Source organism: Viridibacillus arenosi (assembly GCF_001955655.1).
GTDB lineage: Bacteria > Bacillota > Bacilli > Bacillales_A > Planococcaceae > Viridibacillus > Viridibacillus arenosi.
On record NZ_MSPW01000002.1, the window covers coordinates 59,398 to 83,190 of the forward strand.

At 36.5% G+C, this 23,793-nt stretch carries 23 protein-coding genes; 20 read left to right on the forward strand and 3 right to left on the reverse strand.

Going from position 1 to position 23,793, the window contains the following annotated elements; translation table 11 throughout:
• Positions 1-90 precede the first annotated feature (90 nt).
• The 5 genes from BK137_RS04205 (at position 91) to BK137_RS04225 (ending at position 6,485) form a co-directional block, all read left to right on the forward strand.
• On the forward strand, positions 91-1,614 hold the full coding sequence (locus tag BK137_RS04205; RefSeq protein WP_038188006.1) for a long-chain-fatty-acid--CoA ligase: 1,524 nt from the start codon (positions 91-93) through the stop codon (positions 1,612-1,614).
• A 121-nt stretch (positions 1,615-1,735) separates the two neighbouring features.
• Positions 1,736-3,313, forward strand: coding sequence for a long-chain-fatty-acid--CoA ligase (locus BK137_RS04210; protein ID WP_038187987.1), 1,578 nt, complete (start codon positions 1,736-1,738; stop codon positions 3,311-3,313).
• Positions 3,314-3,368: 55 nt separating this feature from the next.
• Positions 3,369-4,148, forward strand: coding sequence for an enoyl-CoA hydratase/isomerase family protein (locus BK137_RS04215; protein ID WP_051448788.1), 780 nt, complete (start codon positions 3,369-3,371; stop codon positions 4,146-4,148).
• Positions 4,149-4,172: 24 nt separating this feature from the next.
• Positions 4,173-5,324 (forward strand): thiolase family protein, encoded by a 1,152-nt coding sequence (locus BK137_RS04220; RefSeq protein ID WP_038187981.1) that lies wholly within the window; start codon positions 4,173-4,175, stop codon positions 5,322-5,324.
• A 12-nt stretch (positions 5,325-5,336) separates the two neighbouring features.
• Positions 5,337-6,485: an acyl-CoA dehydrogenase family protein gene (locus tag BK137_RS04225; RefSeq protein WP_038187977.1), complete on the forward strand. Its 1,149-nt coding sequence runs from the start codon at positions 5,337-5,339 to the stop codon at positions 6,483-6,485.
• Positions 6,486-6,617: 132 nt separating this feature from the next.
• On the opposite strand, the gene BK137_RS04230 is transcribed toward BK137_RS04225, so the two are convergent.
• Positions 6,618-7,871 (reverse strand): BaiN/RdsA family NAD(P)/FAD-dependent oxidoreductase, encoded by a 1,254-nt coding sequence (locus BK137_RS04230; RefSeq protein ID WP_038187974.1) that lies wholly within the window; start codon positions 7,869-7,871, stop codon positions 6,618-6,620.
• 125 nt (positions 7,872-7,996) lie between these two features.
• On the opposite strand from BK137_RS04230, the gene BK137_RS04235 reads away from it, so the two are divergent.
• Together BK137_RS04235 and BK137_RS04240 are read left to right on the forward strand one after the other, a co-directional pair.
• Positions 7,997-9,604: a putative polysaccharide biosynthesis protein gene (locus tag BK137_RS04235; protein ID WP_038187970.1), complete on the forward strand. Its 1,608-nt coding sequence runs from the start codon at positions 7,997-7,999 to the stop codon at positions 9,602-9,604.
• Positions 9,605-9,613: 9 nt separating this feature from the next.
• Positions 9,614-10,321: a pseudouridine synthase gene (locus BK137_RS04240; protein WP_038187965.1), complete on the forward strand. Its 708-nt coding sequence runs from the start codon at positions 9,614-9,616 to the stop codon at positions 10,319-10,321.
• Positions 10,322-10,491: 170 nt separating this feature from the next.
• On the opposite strand, the gene BK137_RS04245 is transcribed toward BK137_RS04240, so the two are convergent.
• Entirely contained in the window at positions 10,492-10,713 is a 222-nt protein-coding gene (locus BK137_RS04245) for a DeoR family transcriptional regulator (RefSeq protein ID WP_038187960.1), read from the reverse strand.
• Positions 10,714-11,056: 343 nt separating this feature from the next.
• On the opposite strand from BK137_RS04245, the gene pepV reads away from it, so the two are divergent.
• The 7 genes from pepV (at position 11,057) to BK137_RS04280 (ending at position 18,655) form a co-directional block, all read left to right on the forward strand.
• Positions 11,057-12,448: a dipeptidase PepV gene (gene pepV, locus BK137_RS04250; protein WP_038187955.1), complete on the forward strand. Its 1,392-nt coding sequence runs from the start codon at positions 11,057-11,059 to the stop codon at positions 12,446-12,448.
• Positions 12,449-12,562: 114 nt separating this feature from the next.
• A complete protein-coding gene (locus BK137_RS04255; RefSeq protein WP_038187945.1) occupies positions 12,563-13,777 on the forward strand; it encodes a right-handed parallel beta-helix repeat-containing protein in 1,215 nt (404 codons plus the stop codon).
• 135 nt (positions 13,778-13,912) lie between these two features.
• A complete protein-coding gene (gene dat / locus BK137_RS04260; protein WP_038187940.1) occupies positions 13,913-14,764 on the forward strand; it encodes a D-amino-acid transaminase in 852 nt (283 codons plus the stop codon).
• Between the two features lie 145 nt (positions 14,765-14,909).
• A complete protein-coding gene (locus BK137_RS04265) occupies positions 14,910-15,938 on the forward strand; it encodes an NERD domain-containing protein (protein ID WP_038187937.1) in 1,029 nt (342 codons plus the stop codon).
• Positions 15,935-16,870, forward strand: coding sequence for a diacylglycerol/lipid kinase family protein (locus tag BK137_RS04270; RefSeq protein ID WP_038187934.1), 936 nt, complete (start codon positions 15,935-15,937; stop codon positions 16,868-16,870). Before BK137_RS04265 ends, BK137_RS04270 begins: the two co-directional genes overlap by 4 nt.
• A gap of 66 nt (positions 16,871-16,936) precedes the next feature.
• Entirely contained in the window at positions 16,937-17,593 is a 657-nt protein-coding gene (gene trmB, locus BK137_RS04275; RefSeq protein ID WP_038187931.1) for a tRNA (guanosine(46)-N7)-methyltransferase TrmB, read from the forward strand.
• A gap of 183 nt (positions 17,594-17,776) precedes the next feature.
• Positions 17,777-18,655 (forward strand): YtnP family quorum-quenching lactonase, encoded by an 879-nt coding sequence (locus tag BK137_RS04280; protein ID WP_038187929.1) that lies wholly within the window; start codon positions 17,777-17,779, stop codon positions 18,653-18,655.
• A gap of 173 nt (positions 18,656-18,828) precedes the next feature.
• Here the strand turns inward: BK137_RS04280 and BK137_RS04285 are convergent, their stop codons facing one another.
• Entirely contained in the window at positions 18,829-19,143 is a 315-nt protein-coding gene (locus BK137_RS04285; protein WP_038187927.1) for a peptidase M4, read from the reverse strand.
• A gap of 366 nt (positions 19,144-19,509) precedes the next feature.
• Between BK137_RS04285 and BK137_RS04290 the strand changes: the two genes are divergently transcribed.
• The 6 genes from BK137_RS04290 (at position 19,510) to ytpR (ending at position 23,636) form a co-directional block, all read left to right on the forward strand.
• The gene (locus tag BK137_RS04290; RefSeq protein WP_038187924.1) at positions 19,510-20,583 is read left to right on the forward strand and encodes a M42 family metallopeptidase; all 1,074 of its coding nucleotides are present in this window, start codon (positions 19,510-19,512) and stop codon (positions 20,581-20,583) included.
• Between the two features lie 77 nt (positions 20,584-20,660).
• The gene (locus BK137_RS04295) at positions 20,661-21,179 is read left to right on the forward strand and encodes a DUF84 family protein (RefSeq protein ID WP_038187922.1); all 519 of its coding nucleotides are present in this window, start codon (positions 20,661-20,663) and stop codon (positions 21,177-21,179) included.
• A gap of 104 nt (positions 21,180-21,283) precedes the next feature.
• Positions 21,284-21,805: a hypothetical protein gene (locus BK137_RS04300; protein WP_038188402.1), complete on the forward strand. Its 522-nt coding sequence runs from the start codon at positions 21,284-21,286 to the stop codon at positions 21,803-21,805.
• 10 nt (positions 21,806-21,815) lie between these two features.
• Positions 21,816-22,127: a thioredoxin family protein gene (locus BK137_RS04305; RefSeq protein WP_038187920.1), complete on the forward strand. Its 312-nt coding sequence runs from the start codon at positions 21,816-21,818 to the stop codon at positions 22,125-22,127.
• Between the two features lie 91 nt (positions 22,128-22,218).
• A complete protein-coding gene (locus tag BK137_RS04310; RefSeq protein ID WP_038187918.1) occupies positions 22,219-23,034 on the forward strand; it encodes a DUF1444 domain-containing protein in 816 nt (271 codons plus the stop codon).
• A complete protein-coding gene (ytpR, locus tag BK137_RS04315) occupies positions 23,031-23,636 on the forward strand; it encodes a YtpR family tRNA-binding protein (RefSeq protein WP_038187917.1) in 606 nt (201 codons plus the stop codon). Before BK137_RS04310 ends, ytpR begins: the two co-directional genes overlap by 4 nt.
• The last annotated feature ends 157 nt before the right edge of the window (positions 23,637-23,793 follow it).

The window sequence follows — 23,793 nt, forward strand, 5'->3', positions numbered from 1 at the left end:
GTAGGAACAGAGCGGACATCATTGCCTTATCTCATAATGACTAATCAAATTTCTGAATGTTCAATTATATTGTATTGGAGGATTTAATAGATGAACATTGTAAATATTTTAGCGCAAAATGCCGTAAGACACCCGCATAAAATGGCAGTTGTTTATGAAGACCGTTCATATACTTATGGCGAGTTTAATGAAACTGTGAACCGCTTTGCCAACGGTTTACTTGACTTAGGAGTGAACAAGGGAGAAAAAGTGGCTCTTATGATGAAAAACTCCGATTTTTTCGCTATTTCTTATTATGCATGCGCCAAAATAGGGGCAGTCATTGTGCCGATGAATTTTCGGTTAGTTGAAAGAGAAGCGAATTACATCTTGAATCAGTCTGACAGTGTCCTTGTCATTTGTGATCAAGACTATGAAGAGTTAATTCAAGCATCTAAAAATGGCATCCCTGCTATCCGCCAAGTGATTACTGTTGAAACGCCAAGCATCGAAGGAAACTTGTCAATTGAAGCTATCTTATCTAAGGATACTTCTGAGCCATCTATTGAAATTAACGGTACGGACGACCTTCATATTTTGTATACTTCAGGAACTACGGGTAATCCAAAGGGTGCACTATTTGACCATCAACGTGTGACAAATGTAAATGTGGGGATGATTGGAACGTTTGGTTACAACGCGCAGGAAAAATTTATTCATATTGCACCGTTATATCATGCGGCGCAGCTAGTAATATGTTTAACAAGTAGTTTTTTCGTAGGTGGATTTAACGTGATACACCGAGAATTTAACCCTGCAGCTATATTTAGAGACATTGAGAAATATAAAATCACGAACTTTTTCGCAGTTCCAACAATGTATAAATTAATGCTTGAATATACGGATAAAGATCAATATGATGTTTCATCTATTAACCGTTTTTCTTATGGTGCAGCACCTATGTCTGCTGAACAAGTCAATCAATGTATCAAATTTTTCAAAACGCATAATTTTTACAGCTTATGTGGATTAACAGAAGGAGGTCCTACAGGTGTTTTCTTATCTCCGGAGGAACATAAGACAAAAGTTGGGTCAGCTGGTAAGGACGGCTTGTTGTTAACGGAAGTGAAAGTCGTTGCACCTAATGGACTTGAAACAAAGGCAGGTGAAGTTGGAGAACTTATTCTTAAAGGTAGTACGATTATGAAAGAATATTATAAAAAGCCTAAGGAAACGGCAAGCACGTTAAGAGATGGTTGGTTATACACCGGGGATTTAGGTGTAAAAGATGACGAAGGATACATTTCTATAGTTGATAGAAGTAAAGACATGATTATTTCAGGTGGAGAAAATGTCTACTCTGTTGAGGTTGAGAACGTGTTAAGCGCACATCCACAAATTGCAGATATCGCAATCATTGGAACACCCGATCCGCAGTGGGGAGAAGTCGTGACGGCTGTTATTGTACAAAAAAATGGAGAGACGATAGATCTTGTAGAGTTGGAAGCTTATTGTAGAAAGAATTTATCGGGTTATAAAATTCCAAGAAAAGTGCTATTTGAAAACGAATTGCCTCGCAATACTTCTGGGAAATTGATGAAGTTTCAACTGCGAGAGACAGTTAAAAGTAATTAATGAATAAATAACTATATAAATTGAGTATAGGCGCCTATCAAGTGGCAGCCGGAGCGGATTTGAAGGGACTCTTTTTTTCAACAATTAGATGTTAAAAAAACTTATACCGAGGTGAAAGATAATGATTCTAACAAAAAGTCTACTTAGTACGGTTAGAAATTGTCCAGAGAAACTGGCTGTTGTCGACGGGCATCATCGATATAGTTATAAGGAATTAGAGGGACGGACTGCGAAACTGAAAGAATCTCTAAAAAAATTGGGCGTGAAAAAAGGAGAGCGTATCGCCTTACTTCTGCTGAACGATTTTCGCTATCTTGAATTGATATACGGTATAACAGCAATGGGCGGAATCGTTGTGCCGCTGAATACGCGTTTTAGTTTAGAAGAGAACGCCTATGTACTAAATGATGCAGGGGTAGAGATTTTATACGTCAACAAAGAATTTTTACCTATTGTTGACGAGCTGAAAAAGCGAGTATCTGGTATCAAACATGTAATTTTGTCTGAAAATCGAGATGCCTCAGAGCTAAATGAGTACTTAGATATACTCTCGTATGAGGCCTTGCTTGATGAGGAGTCCGTAGAAGAGCTTGTCTACGAAGACGTACAGGAAGAGGATGTAGCTGGTTTGTTCTATACAGGAGGGACAACTGGACGCTCCAAAGGCGTCATGTTAACACATAAAAATTTGCTGTCAAATGCACTTCATGTTGCTTTGAATTTTGAATATATGGAAAGTGATATTTATCTGCATGCGGCACCTATGTTTCATCTTGCGGATCAAGCATCTACTTTTGCGGTAACGTTAGCCGGAGGAGCACACACGGTGGTGCGCCAGTTTACACCGAAAGATGTATTGCATGTCATCGAAAAAGAACAGGTGACAGCTGTTATGTTAGTGCCCACGATGGTTAATATGCTACTTCATTCAGCAGATTTCGAGAAATATGATACGTCTTCACTTAGGTTAATGTTATATGGTGCTTCACCTATGGTTACGGGACTATTAAAAAAAACCATGACAATGTTGCCTAACGCGCAGTTGTTTCAGGCATATGGCATGACCGAGGCATCTCCGGTTCTGACTCTCTTGAAGCCGAAAGATCATATTATTAATGGGACGAAGGAAGAGGAAAAGCGTCTTGCTTCATGTGGGAAACCTGTTCAGTTCATCGAAATGAAGGTAGTGGATGAGGAAGGTAATGAGGTACCAATTGGTCAAGTGGGCGAATTTATCGCAAGGGGTCCCAATGTCATGAAGGGCTATTGGAATTTGCCTGAGGAAACGTCGCAAGCTCTTCGGAATGGATGGTATTTTACTGGAGACATGGGATATAAAGAAGAAAAAGGATTTTTCTATGTAGTTGACCGAGCAAAAGACATGATTATTACGGGTGGAGAAAATGTGTATTCAGTGGAAGTAGAGCAAGCACTATCAAGCCATCCGGCTGTGTTAGAATGCGCGGTATTTGGTGTACCTCACGAGCAGTGGGGAGAAGTTGTCAGAGCTGCTGTTGTATTAAAACAAGGTACTGTTGCGACAGAAGAGGAGATTCTTACTTCCATTCGTCCAATAGTTTCAAATTATAAAGTACCAAAATCAATTGAATTTCTATCGGAGTTGCCAAAAAGCGGAGCAGGTAAAATATTGAAGCGCGTGATACGTGATGAATATTTAAATCAACAAACTACAACATGACTCAGTATGGTAAACGTGTCCTAGCATTAGACCTCGTTAAAGGAGGAACAATTTGGTGTCTACAGTTATTACTAGATTTAAAGATGGGGTTTATGAAATTGAGTTAAATCGGCCAGATCAGTTAAACGCTGTAAATTATGAATTAGTATCAGATTTAGCCGCAGCGGTAATGGAGGCAAAAAATGATCAGAATATACGAGCAGTCTTACTATACGGAAACGGAAGGGGTTTCTGTTCGGGTGGTGATTTGAAAGACTTTGGAATCGACACCACTGATACAGTTGCAGTTAAAGAGTTTTTGCAAAAAGGGCATGAGGCAATTACGGGTATTTATAATATGGAAAAGCCTGTTGTTGCAGCGATTCATGGTCCAGCAGTTGGAGCAGGGTGCAATATTGCTTTTTGCTGTGATTTGATCGTTGCGGATGAAAGTGCCATATTTTCAGAGATTTTCGCAAAAGTAGGAGCAATCCCTGATATGGGGGGATTATATTTCCTTCCACAAAAGATTGGCATGCATAAAGCCGCGGAATTAGTGTTCACTGGCAAAAAAATAACGGCCCATGAAGCGCTGGAATATGGCTTGATCAACGAAGTTGTTGCAGATGGAACAGCTGTGAAAAAAGGTAGAGCACTTGCAGTTTCATTGGCAGAAGGTCCTACAAAGTCATTTGGTATTGCTAAAAGAATCATGCATCAAGCTACACACGTATCCTTGGAAAATATTTTAGAAATGGAAGCATATGGCCAATCTATTGTGTTTCAAACAAGAGATTTCAGAGAAGGAAAAGCAGCTTTTGTAGAAAAACGAAAAGCTGAGTTTCTTGGTTATTAATAAATAGAAAAGGTGGGGTTTAAAATGACAGAAGTTGTAATTGTAGATGGAGTACGGACAGCGGTAGGCAGAAGAAAGGGGTTTCTATCTGGCTATAGATCAGACGAGCTGGCAGCAGTTTTGCTTGATGAACTTGTGAAACGTACAGGTATAAAAAAAGCTGAAGTCGATGATGTTATTTTAGGGTGCGTAACACAATCAGGGGAACAAGCTGGTAATATTGCGCGAACAGCGGCACTAATTGCTGGGTTCCCAATTCATGTGCCTGGTGTCACGATCGATCGACAATGTGGATCTAGCCAGCAGGCAGTTCATTTTGCTTCACAAGCTATTGCTTCAGGCGATATGGATATCGTCATTGCTGGAGGAGTAGAAAGTATGTCACGAGAACCTATGTTTTCGAATATAAGAGAAGCAAAACCAAGCGAGAAATTAACTGCAAAATACGAGATTATAAATCAGGGATTGTCCTCGGAACGAATGGTTGAAAAATGGAATTTAACACGTGAGGAGCTTGATCAATATTCATCAGAAAGTCATAAAAAAGCATTTGAGGCAATAGAAAATGGGCATTTTACAAAAGAAATTGTGCCGGTAGATGTTCAATTAGAAAATGGAGATACAAAGAGTTTTGCGATTGATGAAGGGCCTCGTGAAGGGTCTACTGTGGAAGTTTTAGGTGAGTTGAAGACTGTTTTTGATGAGAATGGAACTATCACTGCAGGTAATGCAAGTCAGATGAGTGATGGAGCTTCAGCTGTTCTTCTGATGTCTCGCGAAAAAGCAGATATGCTTGGTTTGAAGCCAAAAGCCCGTATAGTTGCTAGAAGTGTTACAGGATCAGATCCAACACTAATGTTAACTGGACCAATTGAGGCGACCAAGAAAGTGCTTTTAAAAGCAGGTCTTACAATAGATGAAATAGACACATATGAAGTAAACGAAGCATTTGCGCAAGTTCCATTAGTTTGGTTGAAAGAGGTAGGTGCAAACCCTGAAAAGTTAAATCCTGATGGTGGGGCAATTGCACTTGGTCATCCATTAGGAGCTACTGGAACGAAGCTTTTAGTGACTTTAATGAATCGATTAGAACGCACAGGTGGTCGCTACGGGTTACTTTCCATTTGTGAAGGAATGGGTATGGCAAATGCGACTATTATTGAACGTATAGAGTAAGGAGGGATATTTATGACGAGATATAGATTTGAAACAGAAGAGCACGAGATGTTCAGAGAATCGCTTCGAAAGTTTCTACAAAAAGAAGCTGCACCTTTTTATGATACGTGGGAGAAAAATCGAATAATTCCAATTGCATTTTGGAAGAGTCTTGCTGAGATGGGCTTTCTATGTCCTCAAGTAGAAGAGGAATATGGTGGTCTTGGTTTAGATTTTAGCTTTAATGTTATTATTTCAGAAGAGTTAGAACGTGTAGGAACTAGTTTAGTAGGAGTTGGCCTACATAATGATATTGTTGTTCCGTATATTGAGTCATTTGCTTCAAAGGAACAAAAAAAGCGGTGGTTGCCGAATTGTGTGACGGGCGATACTATTACGGCGATTGCAATGACAGAGCCAGGAACTGGATCAGACTTAGCAAATATTCAAACGACAGCTACACGAGAAGGTGATTATTATGTGTTGAATGGCCAAAAGACGTTTATTACAAATGGTATTAATGGAAATTTATTTGTTGTAGTTGTTAAAACAAATCCTCACGCTGAGCCAAAACATAGAGGTATTAGTTTAGTAGTTGTTGAAGAAGGAACACCTGGTTTTACTAAAGGTCGTAAATTAGATAAGGTCGGACTTCATGCACAAGACACAGCTGAATTATATTTTGAAGATTGTAGAGTCCCTGTAAGTAATTTATTAGGTGAAGAAGGGAGAGGTTTTAGTTATCTAATGGAAAAACTGCAGCAAGAAAGACTAGTTGTTGCTATTTCAGCACAAATAGCTGCAGAGGATATGTTGGAGACAACTTTGGAGTATATAAAGTCACGTAAAGCCTTTGGAAAATCAATATCATCTTTCCAAAACACACAATTTAAAATTGCTGAGATTGCGACAAAAATTGAACTAGGAAAATCATTCCTCGATGCTCTTATTGAAGATCATATAGCTGGAAAAGATATTGTTACAAAAGTATCGATGGCGAAATACTGGTTAACAGAATCTGCTCGGCAAATCTCCAGTGATTGTATGCAATTACATGGCGGATATGGTTATATGGAGGAGTATAAGATTGCTAGAAGATATCGAGATATACCTGTCGCATCTGTATATGCAGGAACAAATGAAATTATGAAAGTAATCATTGCTAAAAATTTAGGTTTGTAAAGTCTATACTTATTCTTTTCCATAAAAAAGCGATTTATAAAAAATTCGTATAAATAACATAAAAAGCCATTATTTCGTGTGAAATCGAAATAATGGCTTTAATAATGGAAGAATAAAAAAATTGGAGCTAGTTCATAATTGAGCAGCACTCATACCAGCAATTCGCCCAGTTACAAGTGCAGAAGTAATATTGTATCCGCCTGTATATCCATGGACATCTAAAATTTCACCACAGAAATAAAGACCGGTTTTCTTTTTGGAAGCCATTGTTTTAGGTTCAATCTCTTTTACTGAAACGCCACCACCAGTAACGAAAGCTTTTTCTAATGGTTGTGTACCATTCACAGTCATTTCAAATGAGACCAATTCTTTTGCAAATAAACGTGTTTTTTCTGCTGCAAGATCAGCTCCAATAGATTGTGGATCTAGACCAGCACGCTCAAGTAGGAATAATAGCCAGCGCTCAAGTACAATACCTTTCCACACGTTTTTTAATGCTTTTTTCGGCTCATCTTTTGCCAGTTTAAAGAGCATTTGGAATGCAGATTCTTCGTTGTAATCCATTAATGATTGAATGCGTATAGTAACTGGGTTACCACCGTTTTTCTTCATTTCTTTTACGACGAATTGGCTACAGCGTAAAATGGCAGGTCCACTTAAACCGAAGTGGGTAAAAAGCATGTCCATTTGATGTGTTACTAAAGGTTTGCCTTTTTTGTTTAGCACGGAAACAGCTACATCACGTAATGCTAATCCTTGTAGTTCGCGAAGGCGGATGAAGTTTTCGTTTGAAAGTAGAGGAACTTCTGTTGGATAGAGATCTGTTACAGTATGACCGGCCTTCTCAGCCCAAGGATAGCCATCCCCTGTCGAACCTGTTTGTGGTACAGCTTTACCACCAACTGCTACTACGACTGCATTTGAAAGTATTTCTTCACCATTTGCTAAGCGTACGCCTAGAATTTTGTTCTCATCCATTAATAATTTATTAACGGTTGTACTTAATCGAACATCTACTTTTAAGCGATGTAATTCGTTAATCATAGCATCTACAACGTCTTGCGCACGATTGGAGACAGGGAACATACGCCCATGATCTTCTTCTTTTAGAGCGACGCCTAAGCCTTCAAAAAAGGCAATGATATCTTCGTTGTTATAAACAGTAAAAGGGCTGTATAAGAATCGACCATTTCCTGGAATATGTTTGACGATTTCTTCAACAGGTAGGCGATTTGTGACATTACAGCGACCGCCTCCTGAGATAGCTAATTTCTTACCTAATTTTGTTCCTTTTTCAAGCAGTAATACTTTTTTTCTTTCAGTGCCAGCAGCGATTGCGGCCATTAGGCCCGAGGGACCCCCACCGATTATTATGACGTCATACATATATGTGAACTCACTTTCTTTTTTTATTTATTATACATGATTTAAATAAACTATTTGAGTAATTGTTCTTTGAGTTGTAAACTATCATTTAGGTTCATTAGATTTACGAAGAATGGAAGGGTTGTATGTCATCATTAATGAAAAGCACTGCCATTTTGACCATTGGCATGTTTTTATCGAAATTACTTGGCCTCGTTTACGTATTCCCGTTTTACGCCATCATAGGGCAAGAAAATGTTGCGTTATATTCGTATGCCTACATTCCATATACAATAATGCTTTCGGTGGCGATTTCAGGCGCACCAATTGCAGTTTCAAAATTTGTATCGAAATACAATAGTATAGGTGATTATGAGTCAGGGCGAAAACTTGTGAAGTCTGGTTTAATCATCATGACAATCACTGGTTTTTTATCCTTTTTAGTCCTTTATTTATTAGCAACGCCGATTGCACATTTAGTTATTAAAGATGAAGAGCAAGTTTTTTCTGTTGCTCAAATAGCATCAGTTATTCGCTGGGTTAGTTTCGCGCTTATTGTTGTACCATTTATGAGTTTAGTTCGTGGTTTTTTCCAAGGTTATGACCATATGAAACCAACTGCTATTTCACAATTGATTGAGCAAATTGTGCGTATTATTGCGCTATTAATAGGATCTTTTTTAATAGTGAAAGTATTTGGAGGATTAGCAGAGACAGCTATTTCATTTGCGGTGTTTTCTGCATTTATCGGAGCACTGGGAGGACTATTGATTCTCTATTATTATTGGAAACGATTAAAACCGGAGTTTGATTTGAAGCTTTCTCAAAGTGTTTCTTCTGGTAAGTTATCGTATAAAGAAATTTATTCCGAAGTCATTCGTTATTCCATTCCATTTGTATTTGTTGGGGTGGCAAACCCACTATTCCAGTTAGTTGATATGCTAACATTTAATACAGCTATGGGGAACATTGGTTTATCGAGTGTAACGGATTTATATTTGAGTATGCTGAATTTTACAACGCATAAAATTGTTATTATTCCAGTCATGCTTGCAACAGGTTTTTCGATGGCTTTAATACCAACAATTACAAAGTATTTCACAAACAGAGAGCATACACAACTTATTCAAGCGATGGATAAAACGTATCAAATTTTATTATTTGTCACTTTACCAGCTGTAGTTGGAATCTCTATACTGTCTAAAGATATTTATCATTTGTTATATTCAAATGATGCAATGGGTGCGAGTATTTTAGCAGCATACGCACCAGTAGCGATTTTATTTGCCTTTTTCCAAGTGACAGCAGCCTTATTACAAGGAATCGATTATCAAAAGTGGATTGTCTTCAGTTTATTAACAGGGATATTAGTAAAACTTATCGTCAATATACCACTGATTGAAGCATTCCAAGCAAAAGGTGCAATCATAGCGACAGCGATTGGCTATACTGTATCAATCGGCATCAATATGGTCGTCCTGAAAAAAGCGTTAAATTACAAATCATTTGTTGTTATTAGACGATCAATCTTAATCACCCTTTTAACTGCCATAATGGCTGCTACTGTTATCATCGTCCATAAATTATTATTGTTAATGGGTGTAGCAGAAACTAAATGGCAAGCACTACTATACTTAACGATTTGTGCAACAGTTGGAATTGTTGTATACGGATATTGTTCTCTAAGAGTGGGCCTAGCCCAAAAATTATTAGGGGAACGAATTACAAGAATTTCACGCAAGCTTGGCATGTAGGAGGAAAAAATGCGCTTAGATAAATTACTATCCAATATGGGCTACGGCTCGCGTAAAGAAGTTAAACAGTTACTGAAAATGAAAGCAGTAACTGTTGACGGCGAAGTAGCAAAAGATGTATCAAAACATGTAGACCCTGTAAAACAAAATGTGTCAGTATTAGGAGAGCGTGTGCATTATCAAGAATTCATTTATTTAATGATGCACAAGCCACCTGGTGTTATTTCAGCAACAGAAGACTTGCATGATCAGACGGTTATCGATTTACTAGACCCCTTTCATGCACATTTTGAACCGTTCCCTGTAGGACGTTTAGATAAAGATACAGAAGGTTTACTGTTGATCACAAATGATGGTGGATTGACACATAATTTATTGTCACCGAAAAAGCATGTTCCAAAAGTGTATTATGCGCAAATTGATGGTGAAGTAACTGAGGCGGATATTGAAGCATTTTCTAGAGGAGTAATGCTAGAAGATGGCTATATGACAAAACCTGGCGAACTAGTTATATTAAATGCTGGTCCTACATCTGAAATTGAATTGACAATTTCAGAAGGAAAATTTCATCAGGTGAAGCGTATGTTTGAGTCGGTTGGGAAAAAAGTGACGTATTTAAAGCGTCTTTCAATGGGGTCATTAAAATTAGATGAGCAATTAGAACTTGGTGAATACCGCGAGTTAACTGAGGAAGAATTAAATAACCTAAAATCTTAAAACAAAAAGAATGACCAAGCGACGCAGCATGGTCATTCTTTTTTTACATGTAATTAATTTAGTAGTAATTTTGAAAAGACGTTTTTGCGATCAGCATGATAAATCTAAATAAAGGCAAATGTTAACGTCTTGTTCAACGAAAAGCGTGAGATCTAACTCGTCGAATGGTTCTATGATGTCATTTTCACTTTTTTACGCGTCGTTGTCCAGTTACCTCGACTTGGGCTTTCCACCAAGTCATTAAAGGCTAACACATTCAAATCTCTTTGAATGGTGCGAGGAGTGATGCCGAATTCATCGACTAAATCTTGCGTAGTTACAGTCCCATTGCTAAGAATGTACATATACACATCTTTAATACGATTGAGCATCCGATCAGTAGTTGGTTTCAAAGTTGAACCACTCCTTCATCTTAATTCTCATGGCAAAGACTAGCGGACGACAATATTTGCGAGGTATTTCAGGCTTTTTTTCTTTTGCCTTAGACATCCCCTTCTCTTAGTTGATCGTCAGAATATGATTATCTGACAATTCGATTATAACGAAAAACTTAATACTTTTCCAACATTTTGTTTGGATTTACAAAGTTGTAACAGTATGTTCATAGTTATATGCGAATTATTTTATGGTTTAGTTGGAAAAATGTTCGTGTATTGCCAAGTGCTATGTTATTTCTATCATAGAAGTAAGTAACCGTGTAAAATGGATTTATGAAAAGTGTAAGGAGGAACGAATTTGAATTGGTTAAAACAAGCTCAAGAAAGACAAGACGAATTGATTAAAGAATTGCAGGAATTAGTACAAATTGAAAGTGTTTTAGATGAAACAACAATTACAGCAGAAGCACCATTTGGCGAAGGTCCATTAAAAGCTATGGAATGGTTATTACAAAAAGGTGAAGAGCAAGGGTTGACGGCAAAAAATATCGATAATATGGCAGGACATATTGAAATGGGACAAGGTGAAGAGCTAGTCGGAATTCTTTGTCATGTTGATGTAGTGCCTGCAGGTAGTGATTGGCAACACCCTCCATTTGGTGGTGTTGTAGAGGACGGCAAATTATTTGGACGAGGGGCAATTGACGATAAAGGTCCAACAATGGCTGCTTGGCTCGCTATGAAAATGGTGAAGGATGCAGGTGTTCAACTAGATCGTCGAGTAAGATTAATTATTGGATCTGATGAAGAAACTGGATTCCGTTGCGTAACTCGCTATTTTGAAAAAGAAGAAATGCCTACTTTAGGATTTGCCCCAGATGCTGATTTTCCAATTATTAATGCTGAAAAAGGGATTGCTGTATTAGTATTTAGCCAACAGCAAAAAATGGCTGAAAACGAACAATTAATTTCTTTCAAAGCTGGTCATCGTACGAATATGGTACCTGATTTTGCAGAAGCCAAAATTCAAATTGTATCTGCTGATTTTGAAGCAGCATTCCAAGCATATTTACAACAAGAGAGCTTACAAGGTGCGATTGAAAAGGTATCTAATGTGTTTACAGTATCAGTTAAAGGTAAGTCTGCTCACGCAATGGAGCCAAATGCTGGTGTGAATGCAGCAGTAAAATTAGCAGCATTTTTGAATACACAATTATCCACTTCAGGATCAAAAGAATTTGTACAGTTCTTAGTAACTTCATTTGGTGAAGAAACACGCGGTCATGCTTTAGGACTGGCTTTCAATGATGAGATGTCTGGTGATACTACACTTAACGCAGGCGTAGTATCATTTGAAGCGGGGAAAGGTGGAGAAGTACAAGTAAGTTTGCGCTATTCTGTCACATATCCATATGATGAAAAAATAACTGCCGCTCAACAACAGCTTGCTAAAAATGGATTTGCCTTAGATATAGCAGAAAACTCAGCTCCCCATTATGTAGATGAGAAAGAAGAGTTAATCCAGAAACTAATTAAAGTTTATGAGCGTAATACCGGGGAAAAAGCCGAGCTATTATCAATTGGTGGCGGTACTTACGCACGTGAATTAAAAACAGGTGTAGCTTTTGGTATGTTATTCCCAGGTGAGCCTGATATCGCGCACCAGGCAGATGAGTTTGTTGTAGTTGAAAACTTAGTGAAGGCTGCTGCTATTTATGCAGATGCCATTGTCGAACTAGCAACTAAATAAGATTTACCTTTTTTGAGATTGAAAAGTATAGTACACTAATTATTAACCCCCTTTCTAATATTTGGATGGGGGTTTATTATATATTATACTCAACATAAAGGAGATTTTAGATCAATGCTTAATGTTAAGAGAATAAGTATTTTATTTGGAGCAACAGTTCTGTTTTTTAGTCTACTATTATACATATCTACAGATGCAGCAAATGCAGAGGATAAGCCTTTATACACAGTTACTCCTTTATCAGATCCAATCAATGAAAATTATATGAACTATTCCACATATACTAGTGAAACAATGCAATATTATATGTTACGTTCATATCTAGAGAAACTGGAAAGTACGGGTGGCGGAACACTGATTTTGAATGAAGGTACATATACAGTTACAAACGCACTTTATGTACCATCTAATGTAACGATTGAATTTGAAGATGGTGTTAGAATAATTAAAGGAACAGATACGGGTTCTAGCATGAAACCAGCCAAATCAATATTCCAATTTGTGAGACCTTCTAAAGCAAAAGAGGATGATGCTTTTGGCAAATTTAAAGGGGAAAAGAATATTTCCTTAATAGGTCATGGTGAAGTAACAATCGATATGGATTATGATCTTGCTGCTATTTCCATTATTATGGGACATAACCAAAACATAGTTGTAGATAATATTACATTCTTAAATATGTACTCAGGACATTTTATTGAATTGGATGCTTCAAAAAACGTTGTTGTAAAAAACTGTACATTTGACGGCTCTAGAAACTATCTAGGCTACAATAAAGAAGCCATCAACATTGATACACCAGATGCAAAAACGAGTGGTTGGAGCCAAATTTGGAGTAAATTTGACGCTCAACCAAATTTCAATGTAGTCATAGAAAACAATAAATTTAACCTACTTGACCGAGCGGTTGGAACACATAAATATTCAGGCGGGAAATACCATGATCGTATTATTATTCGAAACAATGAAATTTCCAATACACGATCAGATGCAATCCGTGTGATGAACTGGTCAAATTCAGTTATTGAAAATAATACAATCACTAATGTAAATGAAGGCAATTTACGTGGTATTCTAGCAAGTGGTGCGGTAAATCCTACTTTCCAAAATAATGTGTTTACTAACGTTAGCCGTGCAATGCAATTTATTGTTTGGCAGAATAATGGGCCAGGGGAAGAATATGAACCTATTTTCAATGATTTAAGTGAAACAAATAAAAAAGCATTAGCTATGAACAATGGACATAACATGAAAGAAGACTTTATCCGAATATCTAACGAAGAATTTAAAAATTACTTAAAGCCAGAAAAGGTATATCTAAAAAAATAATAACACTAATTAATTTTCACCAAAAAAGTGCAATGAAGTATATTTATTCATTGCGCTTTTTTGATGATTGTGATAAAAATGAGGCAGATAACTAAGAGTAAAATATGTGTAGAAACAACTTGAGGAGATGCTTGAATGACAACAATGCTTTGGAATGACCGTTTGGTAAAAAAGGAAGAAATCAAACTTTCTATAGAAGACCGTGGCTATCAATTTGGTGATGGCGTCTATGAAGTTATTAAAGTTTATAATGGCTCAATGTTCACAGTAACTGAGCATATTGACCGTTTTTATGAAAGTGCTGAAAAAATTAATATTGTGATTCCATATACAAAAGATGTTCTTCATAAAATGGTATATGATTTGATTGAAGCCAACGAAATTGTAAATGGCTATGTCTATTTTCAAATTACTCGTGGTTCTTCACCTCGTGCTCATGCATTCCCACAGCCAACGACTGAACCAGTTTTCATCGCTTATACAATGAAAGGTGAGCGTTCAATTGAGAACTTTGAAAAGGGCGTAAAAGCTAAATTTGTAGAAGATATTCGCTGGTTACGTTGTGATATTAAAAGTTTAAACTTACTTGGAAATGTGTTAGCAAAAGAAGCAGCACAACAAGCAGGGTGCTACGAAGCAATACAACATCGTGGAGAAATTGTAACAGAAGGTTCTTCTTCAAATATGTATGGTATAAAAGATGGTGTACTCTATACACATCCAACTAATAATTTAATCTTACATGGGATTACAAGAAGAGTTATAATGTCCCTTTGTGAAGAAATTGGATTATCTGTTATAGAAGAAGCATTCACAACAGAGCAAGCAATAGACATGGATGAATTCTTTATGTCTTCAACAAGTTCTGAAATTACGCCTATTATTCAAATTGATGACAGCATTATTGGCAATGGGAAACCAGGCGAATGGACTAGAAAATTACAAGCTGCTTTTGATGCACGTGTACAGCAGTTAGGGTCCTTATAATTTTACAAAATATAGAGATAGAGGGGGCGAAATCAACGCCTTCTCTATTTTTTTTTCTTTACGTCATGTAGAATGGATAGATAAAGCAGTAGAAATAACCCTACTTTTGAACGAATTTATTTTTATTTTAGAAGGGAAGCTTATAATGGCGCAATTAGTTAAGCTACAAGATTATATTTCACGCTACCAAATTGATTTGAAACGCTATCCGTCTCAATTTGTAAGATTAAAACAAATCCAGTGGGAACGTATGAAAAAGGAATGGGAAACTGGTGCTGAAATAGAGCAATGGGAGCACGAGTCTGAAGAATTAGAAAAAAAGCAACGTAATCCATTTTTTAAAAAGGTATTCTCTTTCTCTCTTAAAAAGAAAGATGAAGCTTTTGAGCAAGAGGAACTTGTGCACAATGACGAAGTACAAGATGAAACTAGTTTAATTCATGGCGTAACAGATGAAGAAGACATGCCAGAGGAAATAATGACTTTAGATTTTGAACCGAATATACTTTATCGACCACAAACGGCTGAAGAATTAAAGCGAATGTATATTGACCAACTATTTCAATTTCAATTAAAGTGGGCTAGTTCAACTTTAAGGGAAAAATCATATGTTGAACCAAGATATCAACGTGATTCGTTATTACGAGCATTGACACAAAACCTTCCAGATAGTTATTTGTTATTCTACTATCCTATTCTACAATTGAAAAAAGCACCTATTGAGATGGGGATTATTTTATTTACACCAACAAGTTGTCTTTGTATTCAAGTTCTTGAAGAGGAAGAACGAGCTTCATTTATTGGTAGTGGAGAACGCTTTTGGGTGAAAAAAGTAGGTACAACAGACAAAAAAGTGTTAAGTCCATTGATTAGTTTAAATCGTATGGAATCTATATTGAAACAATTGTTTACAAATGATCAAATTGATATACCAATCCATAAAATTGTCTTATCACGAAATGGCTATATCGACTATCCTGGTTCAGCATATGGTGTTCAATTTATCGATAAACGTAAATTTCCAGAATGGTTTTCAAATTTAAAAAAGAACCCATCTCCTATGAAGCATATGCAGTTTAAAGCTGCACAGTCGGTATTAAATACAGGCCAAACAACATCATTCCATCGTACGAATTGGGATACAAAGACAGAGGAAAAGGATATGGATCAGTGAAAGTTGTTTTTATTATTAATGAAAAAGCGGGAAATGGATCTGCTAAGAGGAAATGGAGCTATCTAGAAAAGTCCTTGCAAATCCCGTATCAAATAGAGTTTACAGCTTACCCGGGCCATGCAACTGAGATTGCAAAACGATACGCCAACTCAGCTATAGTGCAATCTGAAAAGTATTTATTGATCGCGATTGGTGGAGATGGAACAGTCCATGAAGTAGTACAAGGAATTTTAGAGAATGAAGAAGTCTGTATTGGCGTAATTGGTGCAGGTTCTGGAAATGACTTCGGAAGAGGATATGAAACGTTTAAAACGGCAGCAGAAATAAAAGCGTATGTTGAGCAATGTAGTGGTGGTCAATTAATGGATGTCGGAAATATGCAAAGAAATGGTGTTACATATTATTTTGTTAATAACGCAGGAATTGGCATCGATGCATATATAGCAAAAGTAGCGAATGAATCGAAGCTTAAGCAATACTTTAATATTTTTCGTTTGGGGAAACTGACATATATTTATTTTTTACTTAAGGCATTAATGAATTTTAAAACATTTTCGGCTAAAGTTGTACATAATGGACAAGAAAAAGTTTTTGAAAAAGTATGGCTTGTAGTAGCTAGTAATCAGCCATACTTTGGTGGTGGAATGAAAGTCTCGCCATACTCTATCCCAAATGATCACAATATCGAATTGACAGTTGTTTATGAAATCTCTCGTATAAAATTATTGTTTCTGTTTAGTACCGTCTTTTTTGGTAAACATACTGGATTAAAAGCAGTTCACCAATATTCTGCTAAAGAATTCGAAGTTGAAATTCATAATGAGGTTATGACTCATACAGATGGAGAATTTGCTGGTGAGACAAAGGAATATGAGTCGATTCACTTTGGTGTAATCCATCAAGCTTGGCAATTGGCAAGAAAGTCTTCTTGACGAATGGAAAGCTTTCTTTAATAATGAGAAGTTGAATAGTAGAAATAACAGAAATGAGGAAAAGAATTGAGACTTCGACATAAACCATGGGCTGAAGAATTTATCGCTAGTCACCCAGACATCGTCGTTCCAAATCCTGAAGAGCAAAAAGGTAAATGGAATGAAGTATTCAAAAACGACAATCCATTGCATATTGAAGTAGGAACAGGTAAAGGACAATTTATCACTGGTATGGCGCTTGCTAATCCAGAGATTAACTATATCGGTATTGAGCTTTTTGACAGTGTTATAGTAAAGGCGGTTGAAAAAGTACAAGCTGCTGGTCAGCCAACTAATTTACGATTATTAAAAGTAAATGGTTCGGATTTAGAAAAGTTTTTTGAGAAAAACGATGTTGACCGTTTATACTTAAATTTCTCTGATCCATGGCCAAAAACACGTCATGCAAAAAGAAGATTAACGCATGCTGGTTTCTTAAGTATCTATGAGAATATCTTACCTGATTTCGGTGAAGTACACTTCAAAACCGATAACCGTGGCCTATTTGAATACTCTTTAGTGAGCATGTCACAATATGGTATGAAACTTGTTTATGTCTCTTTAGACTTACACAAAGAAATGCTTGAAGATAATATTATGACTGAATACGAAGAGAAATTCTCTGCAAAAGGTCAACCAATTTATCGGGTGGAAGCACAATTCCAGTTACCAGAAGTGAAATGAAGGGTTTTGAAAATGCAGGAGCTTACATAAGCTACTGCATTTTTTGTTTGTAAAAATGGAAATGGATAGAAAAAAATAGAACAACCTTTTTGTACATGTTACAATTTATATGAGGGAATATTCATTTTTATATAAAAATAAAAATGTTTGAACTCTAAGTTTTAAAACAAGGGGGAAAAGAAAATGGATCAATTTAAATTTCATGATATGACATTAACATGGCTCAAAGGGGGAACCACTTTTTTAGATGGTGGAGCAATGTTTGGGGTAGTGCCAAAGCCACTTTGGTCACGCAAGTATCCGGTCAATGAAAATAACCAAATTGAACTACCGACAGATCCAATTCTTATTCAATATCAAGGCAAGAATATGTTAGTCGATACAGGTGTTGGAAACAATAAGTTTACTGAGAAGCAATTGCGAAATTTCGGTGTGACAGAGCAATCATTTATCGATGATGGCTTAGTCGAAATGGGATTACTATCGGAAGACATCGATTATATTCTTATGACACATTTACATTTTGACCATGCTTGTGGTTTAACAAAATGGGAACAGGACAAGCTGGTACCAACTTTCCCAAATGCTAAAATCTTTGTATCACAAGTTGAATGGGATGAAATGCGAGAACCAAATATTCGTTCAGCAAATACGTATTGGAAAGAAAATTGGGAGCCGGTGCAACATTTAGTAGCTCCATTCATTGGTAAATTAGACGTATTTCCTGGTATTGAAATGATTCATACAGGTGGGCATAGTAATGGGCACAGTATTATTAAGTTAACGCAAAATGGGGAGACTATTCTACATATGGCGGACATTATGCCAACACATGCTCACCAAAATCCATTATGGGTCCTTGCGTACGATGACTATCCAATGACATCAGTTTTCGCTAAAGAAAAGTTAATGAAGGAAGCATTAGAAAACGGCTATTGGTTTAGCTTCTATCATGATGCACACTATCGTCTCATTAAATGGAACGAGACAGGTAAAGAAGTAATCGGAGAATTGAAACGTACAAGAGAAGAGATGAAAGAAGAGACTGTCCCTAAAGGATAATTCTTTTCCTTTTCATTATAGTAGGTATCTCTGAGCTGGAAAGTTGGCTCTTGAGATACTTTTTTTATGTGAATTTGAGAGTAGTCCACTACGGAAGAGAAAATTACGTTTGTTTTTTTGTTTAAAAATAAAAAAACTCCTCTATAACGAGGAGTTTTAGAAAAACGTAAGGATTAAACACGTACTAAGTCAATAATCGAGCCTGTTTTCGCATCAGCAGCAAATTCAAAACTTTGTGTTTCACCATTATGAACGCGAGAAATACCGCCTTTATACACAGGGATTTCGATGTTTTCTTTTTTGAAAACTTCTGGTTCCATGAATATCCATGATCCATCGATAGGACCTTCTTGTTTAAATAAGTTTTTAATGTCAGACAATACTGAATTAGCTGGTTTGTTTGGATAAATTTTTTCGCTAGCTTCTTTAATTACATAAGCTGCAGCAAGTCCTGTTGCAACACCAAGTAGGAAATCACGTAATTTCATAGATCATTGCCTCCCTAAATTTCATATGAAGCTAGTGTACCACATCCATTATATGGAGTGAAAATGTGAGGGTGGTACTTTTGAGTATACTAGTTCAAATGAGGAAAGTTTTATACATGGAGATCACACTGTTAGTTGAAATGGCGCTATCCACATTTCGGTTGGGCTAGTTGCAGGCGCTAGCTACTTTCGGCGCTTCGGTCGGGCACTCAAAGTCAAAAAGCGACTTTGGCTTCTGCCCTCCAACGCGAAGTGTAGCTGAACGAGCGCTTTCCACATTTCGGTTGCCGAAATAAAGTGCTAGTAATAAAAGCATTTTTTGGATAAAATAAAAGATATAGTGGCTCATTAAAGGAGGCTTTTCAATTGAATCAAGAAACTTTAGATATGTTTAAAACACTAACTGAACTACCGGGGGCACCAGGTGATGAACGTGCCGTACGCGCTTTTATGCGACAAGAGTTATCTAAGTATGCTGATGAGATTGTGCAGGATAATTTAGGTGGCATTTTCGGATTAAAAAAAGGTGACGAAAATGGTCCCCGTATTCTAGTTGCAGGTCATATGGATGAAGTTGCTTTAATGGTAACTTCAATTACTGATAATGGTATGCTTCGTTTCCAACCTCTAGGTGGATGGTGGAATCAAGTAATGCTTGCGCAACGTGTTGAAGTATATGCAACAAATGGTCCAATACCAGGTGTTATTGCTTCTGTTCCAAAACACTTATTAACACCAGAAATGCAGTCAAAACCAATGGAAATTAGCAATATGTTAATTGATGTTGGTGCTGACGATAAGGTAGATGCTGAAAAAATGGGTATCATTCCAGGCCAATCAATTATTCCAGTTTGTCCATTTACACCGATGGCAAACCCGAAAAAAATTATGGCTAAAGCATGGGATAATCGTTATGGCTGTGGATTAGCAATTGAACTATTAAAAGAACTGAAAGACGAAAAACTACCGAATACATTATATTCAGGTGCGAATGTTATGGAAGAGGTTGGACTACGCGGAGCTAAAGTGTCAGCTAATTTGATTAAACCTGATCTTTTCTTTGCATTAGATGCCAGCCCAGCTAATGATACTTCAGGTGATAAAACGCAATTCGGTCAACTTGGTAAAGGTCCTTTACTTCGTATTTTGGACCGCACAATGATTACTCATAGAGGAATGCGTGAATACATTCTAGATACAGCTGAATCTAATAATATTCCATATCAATACTTCGTCTCACCAGGTGGCACAGATGCAGGAAATGTACATATTTCTAATGATGGTGTACCAAGTTCTGTTATCGGTATTTGTTCACGCTATATCCACACACATGCTTCAATCATTCATACGGATGATTTAGATGCGGCGAAGGAATTGATCGTGAAGCTGGTCAAAAATGCAGACCGTACAACGTTAGAAACAATCCGTGCAAACGGCTAATTTGTTATACTATTAAGGGGGTTCCGACAAGGGCCCTCTTTTTCTGTACATAAATAATTATTTAAAGGAGTATGAAAATGCTAATAGCAATAGGAACAAAAAATAAAGCTAAGACAGGTGCTGTTGAAGCAGTTGTAAAACAATGTATAAATGAAGAATTAGTATTCGAACATATTGAAGTTGCATCTGGCGTATCCGTACAACCGATGACAGATGCTGAAACAAGAGAAGGTGCAATTAATCGTGCTAAGAATACTAGTAATGTTTCCAATGCAGATTTTTCATTTGGATTAGAAGGTGGAGTTAAAGAAATTGATGGGGTTATGTATGTTTGCAATTGGGGAGCTCTTGTCTTAAAAAATGGACATGTTATTACAGCTGCGGGGGCTCAGATTCCATTGCCAGAAACAGTTGCAGAAGCGGTGAAAAGTGGCAGAGAGCTAGGTCCTGTAATGGATGAATACACTCAACAAAACGATATTCGACAACATTCTGGAGCAATTGGTATTTTCACTCAGGATTTTGTTGATCGAAAAGAAATGTTTGAACATGTTATAAAATTGTTAATTGGGCAATACTTCTTCCAAAAAGCATGACTTTTCCCTCTTTATTAGCAGTTTAGTGGGAAGAGCACTAAAGTTGCATGGACTCTATAACATCTTTAAAATAGAATGGAGTTCAAGCAAGGATGGAGGATGGCATGTCACGATATACTATTGTATTGTTACTAATCATTTCTGTACTGGCAAGTCTGGCAGGTTGCGGACAAACTATTGAAGAACAAATGGATCAGGGAATGGAGAATGCCAAAAGTGTATTTAACGCCAAACCTGAGAAAAGTACAGAGCAAACCAATAAAATCAATTTCTATCTACCTTCAGAATTTACTATAGAAACTTCATCTGATGATACAAATATTATATTGTCTAAAGATGAAAATGCATTTGTTCTATTTATTAATCCTAATGAAAGTAATGATAGTGAAAGATTTTATAAAGCTTTGAAAGCTGATAAAAAAGCTAATATAGTAAAAGAACAAACTTTTAAAAAGAAGAACCGATTTGGATTTGCAAGTGTTTTAAAGAAAGAAGACAAACAATATGAGATTCTTGTAAGTAGTGGTGGTGTTAAATTGACGACCATTACAAATGGTGAAAATATTGATGAACTAATAGAACAAATGATGCAAATTGTTCGATCAGTGAAGATTACTAATAAGTGAGGTTAAGAACATGCAAAGTTTACAAACTATTGAACAATTTTCAGACTTAAAATCACAAGGAAAAACAGTCTTTCTATTTACAGCAGGCTGGTGTCCAGATTGTCATTTTATCGATCCGTTTATGCCAGAAATAGAAGAAAAATTCGAAGATATTCAATTTGTATCAGTTAATCGTGATGATTTTATCGATTTATGTGGAGACTTAAACATTTTCGGTATACCTAGCTTCGTCGCATTTGAAAATGGTGAAGAAAGTGGTCGGTTTGTAAGTAAAGATCGTAAAACACAAATTGAGATTGAAGAGTTTTTAGAATCATTATAAGTCTTTGGAGATAGTGAAAGAAAAACTGTCTGATACGGTTCACAAAAAAGTGAACCGTTTGTTTATGTGAAAATAAAGGGAGTTGAAGCAGTTGAAATCTAAAGAGCTAGTCAAAAAGCTACAAGAACGATTGAGTGATACTCACTTTGAATGGCAATTTGATGAAAAACACAACAAATTAAGATTAGATCATAAAGAGCTAGGTAAAGGAATGGACATATCTTTACCAGGTATCCTCTCTAAATATGAAACGAAAAAAGAACTTGCAATTGATGAAGTAATTTACACAATTCAAGAGACATTTTCAGCAATGGAAAAAGAGCATGCAGAAGGATTTGAGAACATAGATAATATTTTCCCAATCATTCGCTCCACATCTTTTCCGAAAAAATCAAAAGATGGTCATGCTTTCGTTACTACTGATCACACAGCAGAGACACGTATTTACTATGCTCTTGACCTTGGCAATACTTACCGCCTAATCGATGTCGATATGCTAGACAAGCTAAATGTATCAACAGAGCAAATAACAGAAGCTGCACGCTTTCAAATAAGAAAGCTGAATACGAAAGTTAAAAAAGACGTAGTAGCTGAAAATGTTTTCTATTTTTTAAATGAAAATGATGGTTATGATGCAAGTCGTATTTTAAATGATACCTTTTTAAAGGAAATGCGTGGTAAGATTGAAGGGGATATGACTGTGTCAGTACCGCATCAAGACGTGCTAATCATAGGAGATATTCGTAATGAAGCAGGATATGATGTACTAGCACAAATGACTATGCATTTCTTTACAGTAGGCACTGTCCCAATTACATCACTGTCATTTATTTATGAAGATGGCGATTTAGAACCCATCTTTATATTAGCTAAAAACAGAGTGAAAAAGGAGCAAGAGAAAAAATGATCGTATCATACAACAAAGCTTATGTTGGAGACGTTTTACTCGTTCAATTATCGACAGAAGCAATCGTAAAAACTGTGTTAGAAAAGCACGGAGATTTAGTTCTATTAAAAGAAGAATCTACTGGCGAAGTAAAAGGGTTTAACCTTTTTAATGCAAGTGAATATTTGCAAATCGAACAACAAGGTAACGTTGAAATTACGGAAGAGCTAGTAGCAGCAATTGATGCAGCTATCATTAAGAATGGCGCAACATTAAATTTAGATGTTGACCTAACACCTAAATTTGTCGTTGGTCTTGTTGAAGAAAAAGAAAAACACCCGAATGCAGATAAATTAAATATTTGTAAAGTAAATGTTGGAGATGAAACATTACAGATTGTATGTGGTGCTCCAAATGTTGAAGCAGGACAAAAAGTGGTTGTAGCTAAAGTGGGAGCAGTAATGCCTTCAGGTATGTTAATCAAAGATGCTGAGCTACGTGGCGTTCCTTCTTCTGGAATGATTTGTTCAGCTCGCGAATTAGCAATACCAAACGCTCCGCAAGTAAAAGGTATTTTAGTGCTTGAAGATGATGCAATTGTAGGTACACCTTTTCAAGCTTAAATAAAATATTATTAAATCGACATACCGAATTATAGGTATGTCGATTTTTTATTTTGTAACAAAAAAGAAATAATTATATTAATATACGAAATGAATTTGAGAAAAATGGTAATTTTCTAGTGCATTCTTTCGCTTCTCATTGCATACTTGGCGTTAT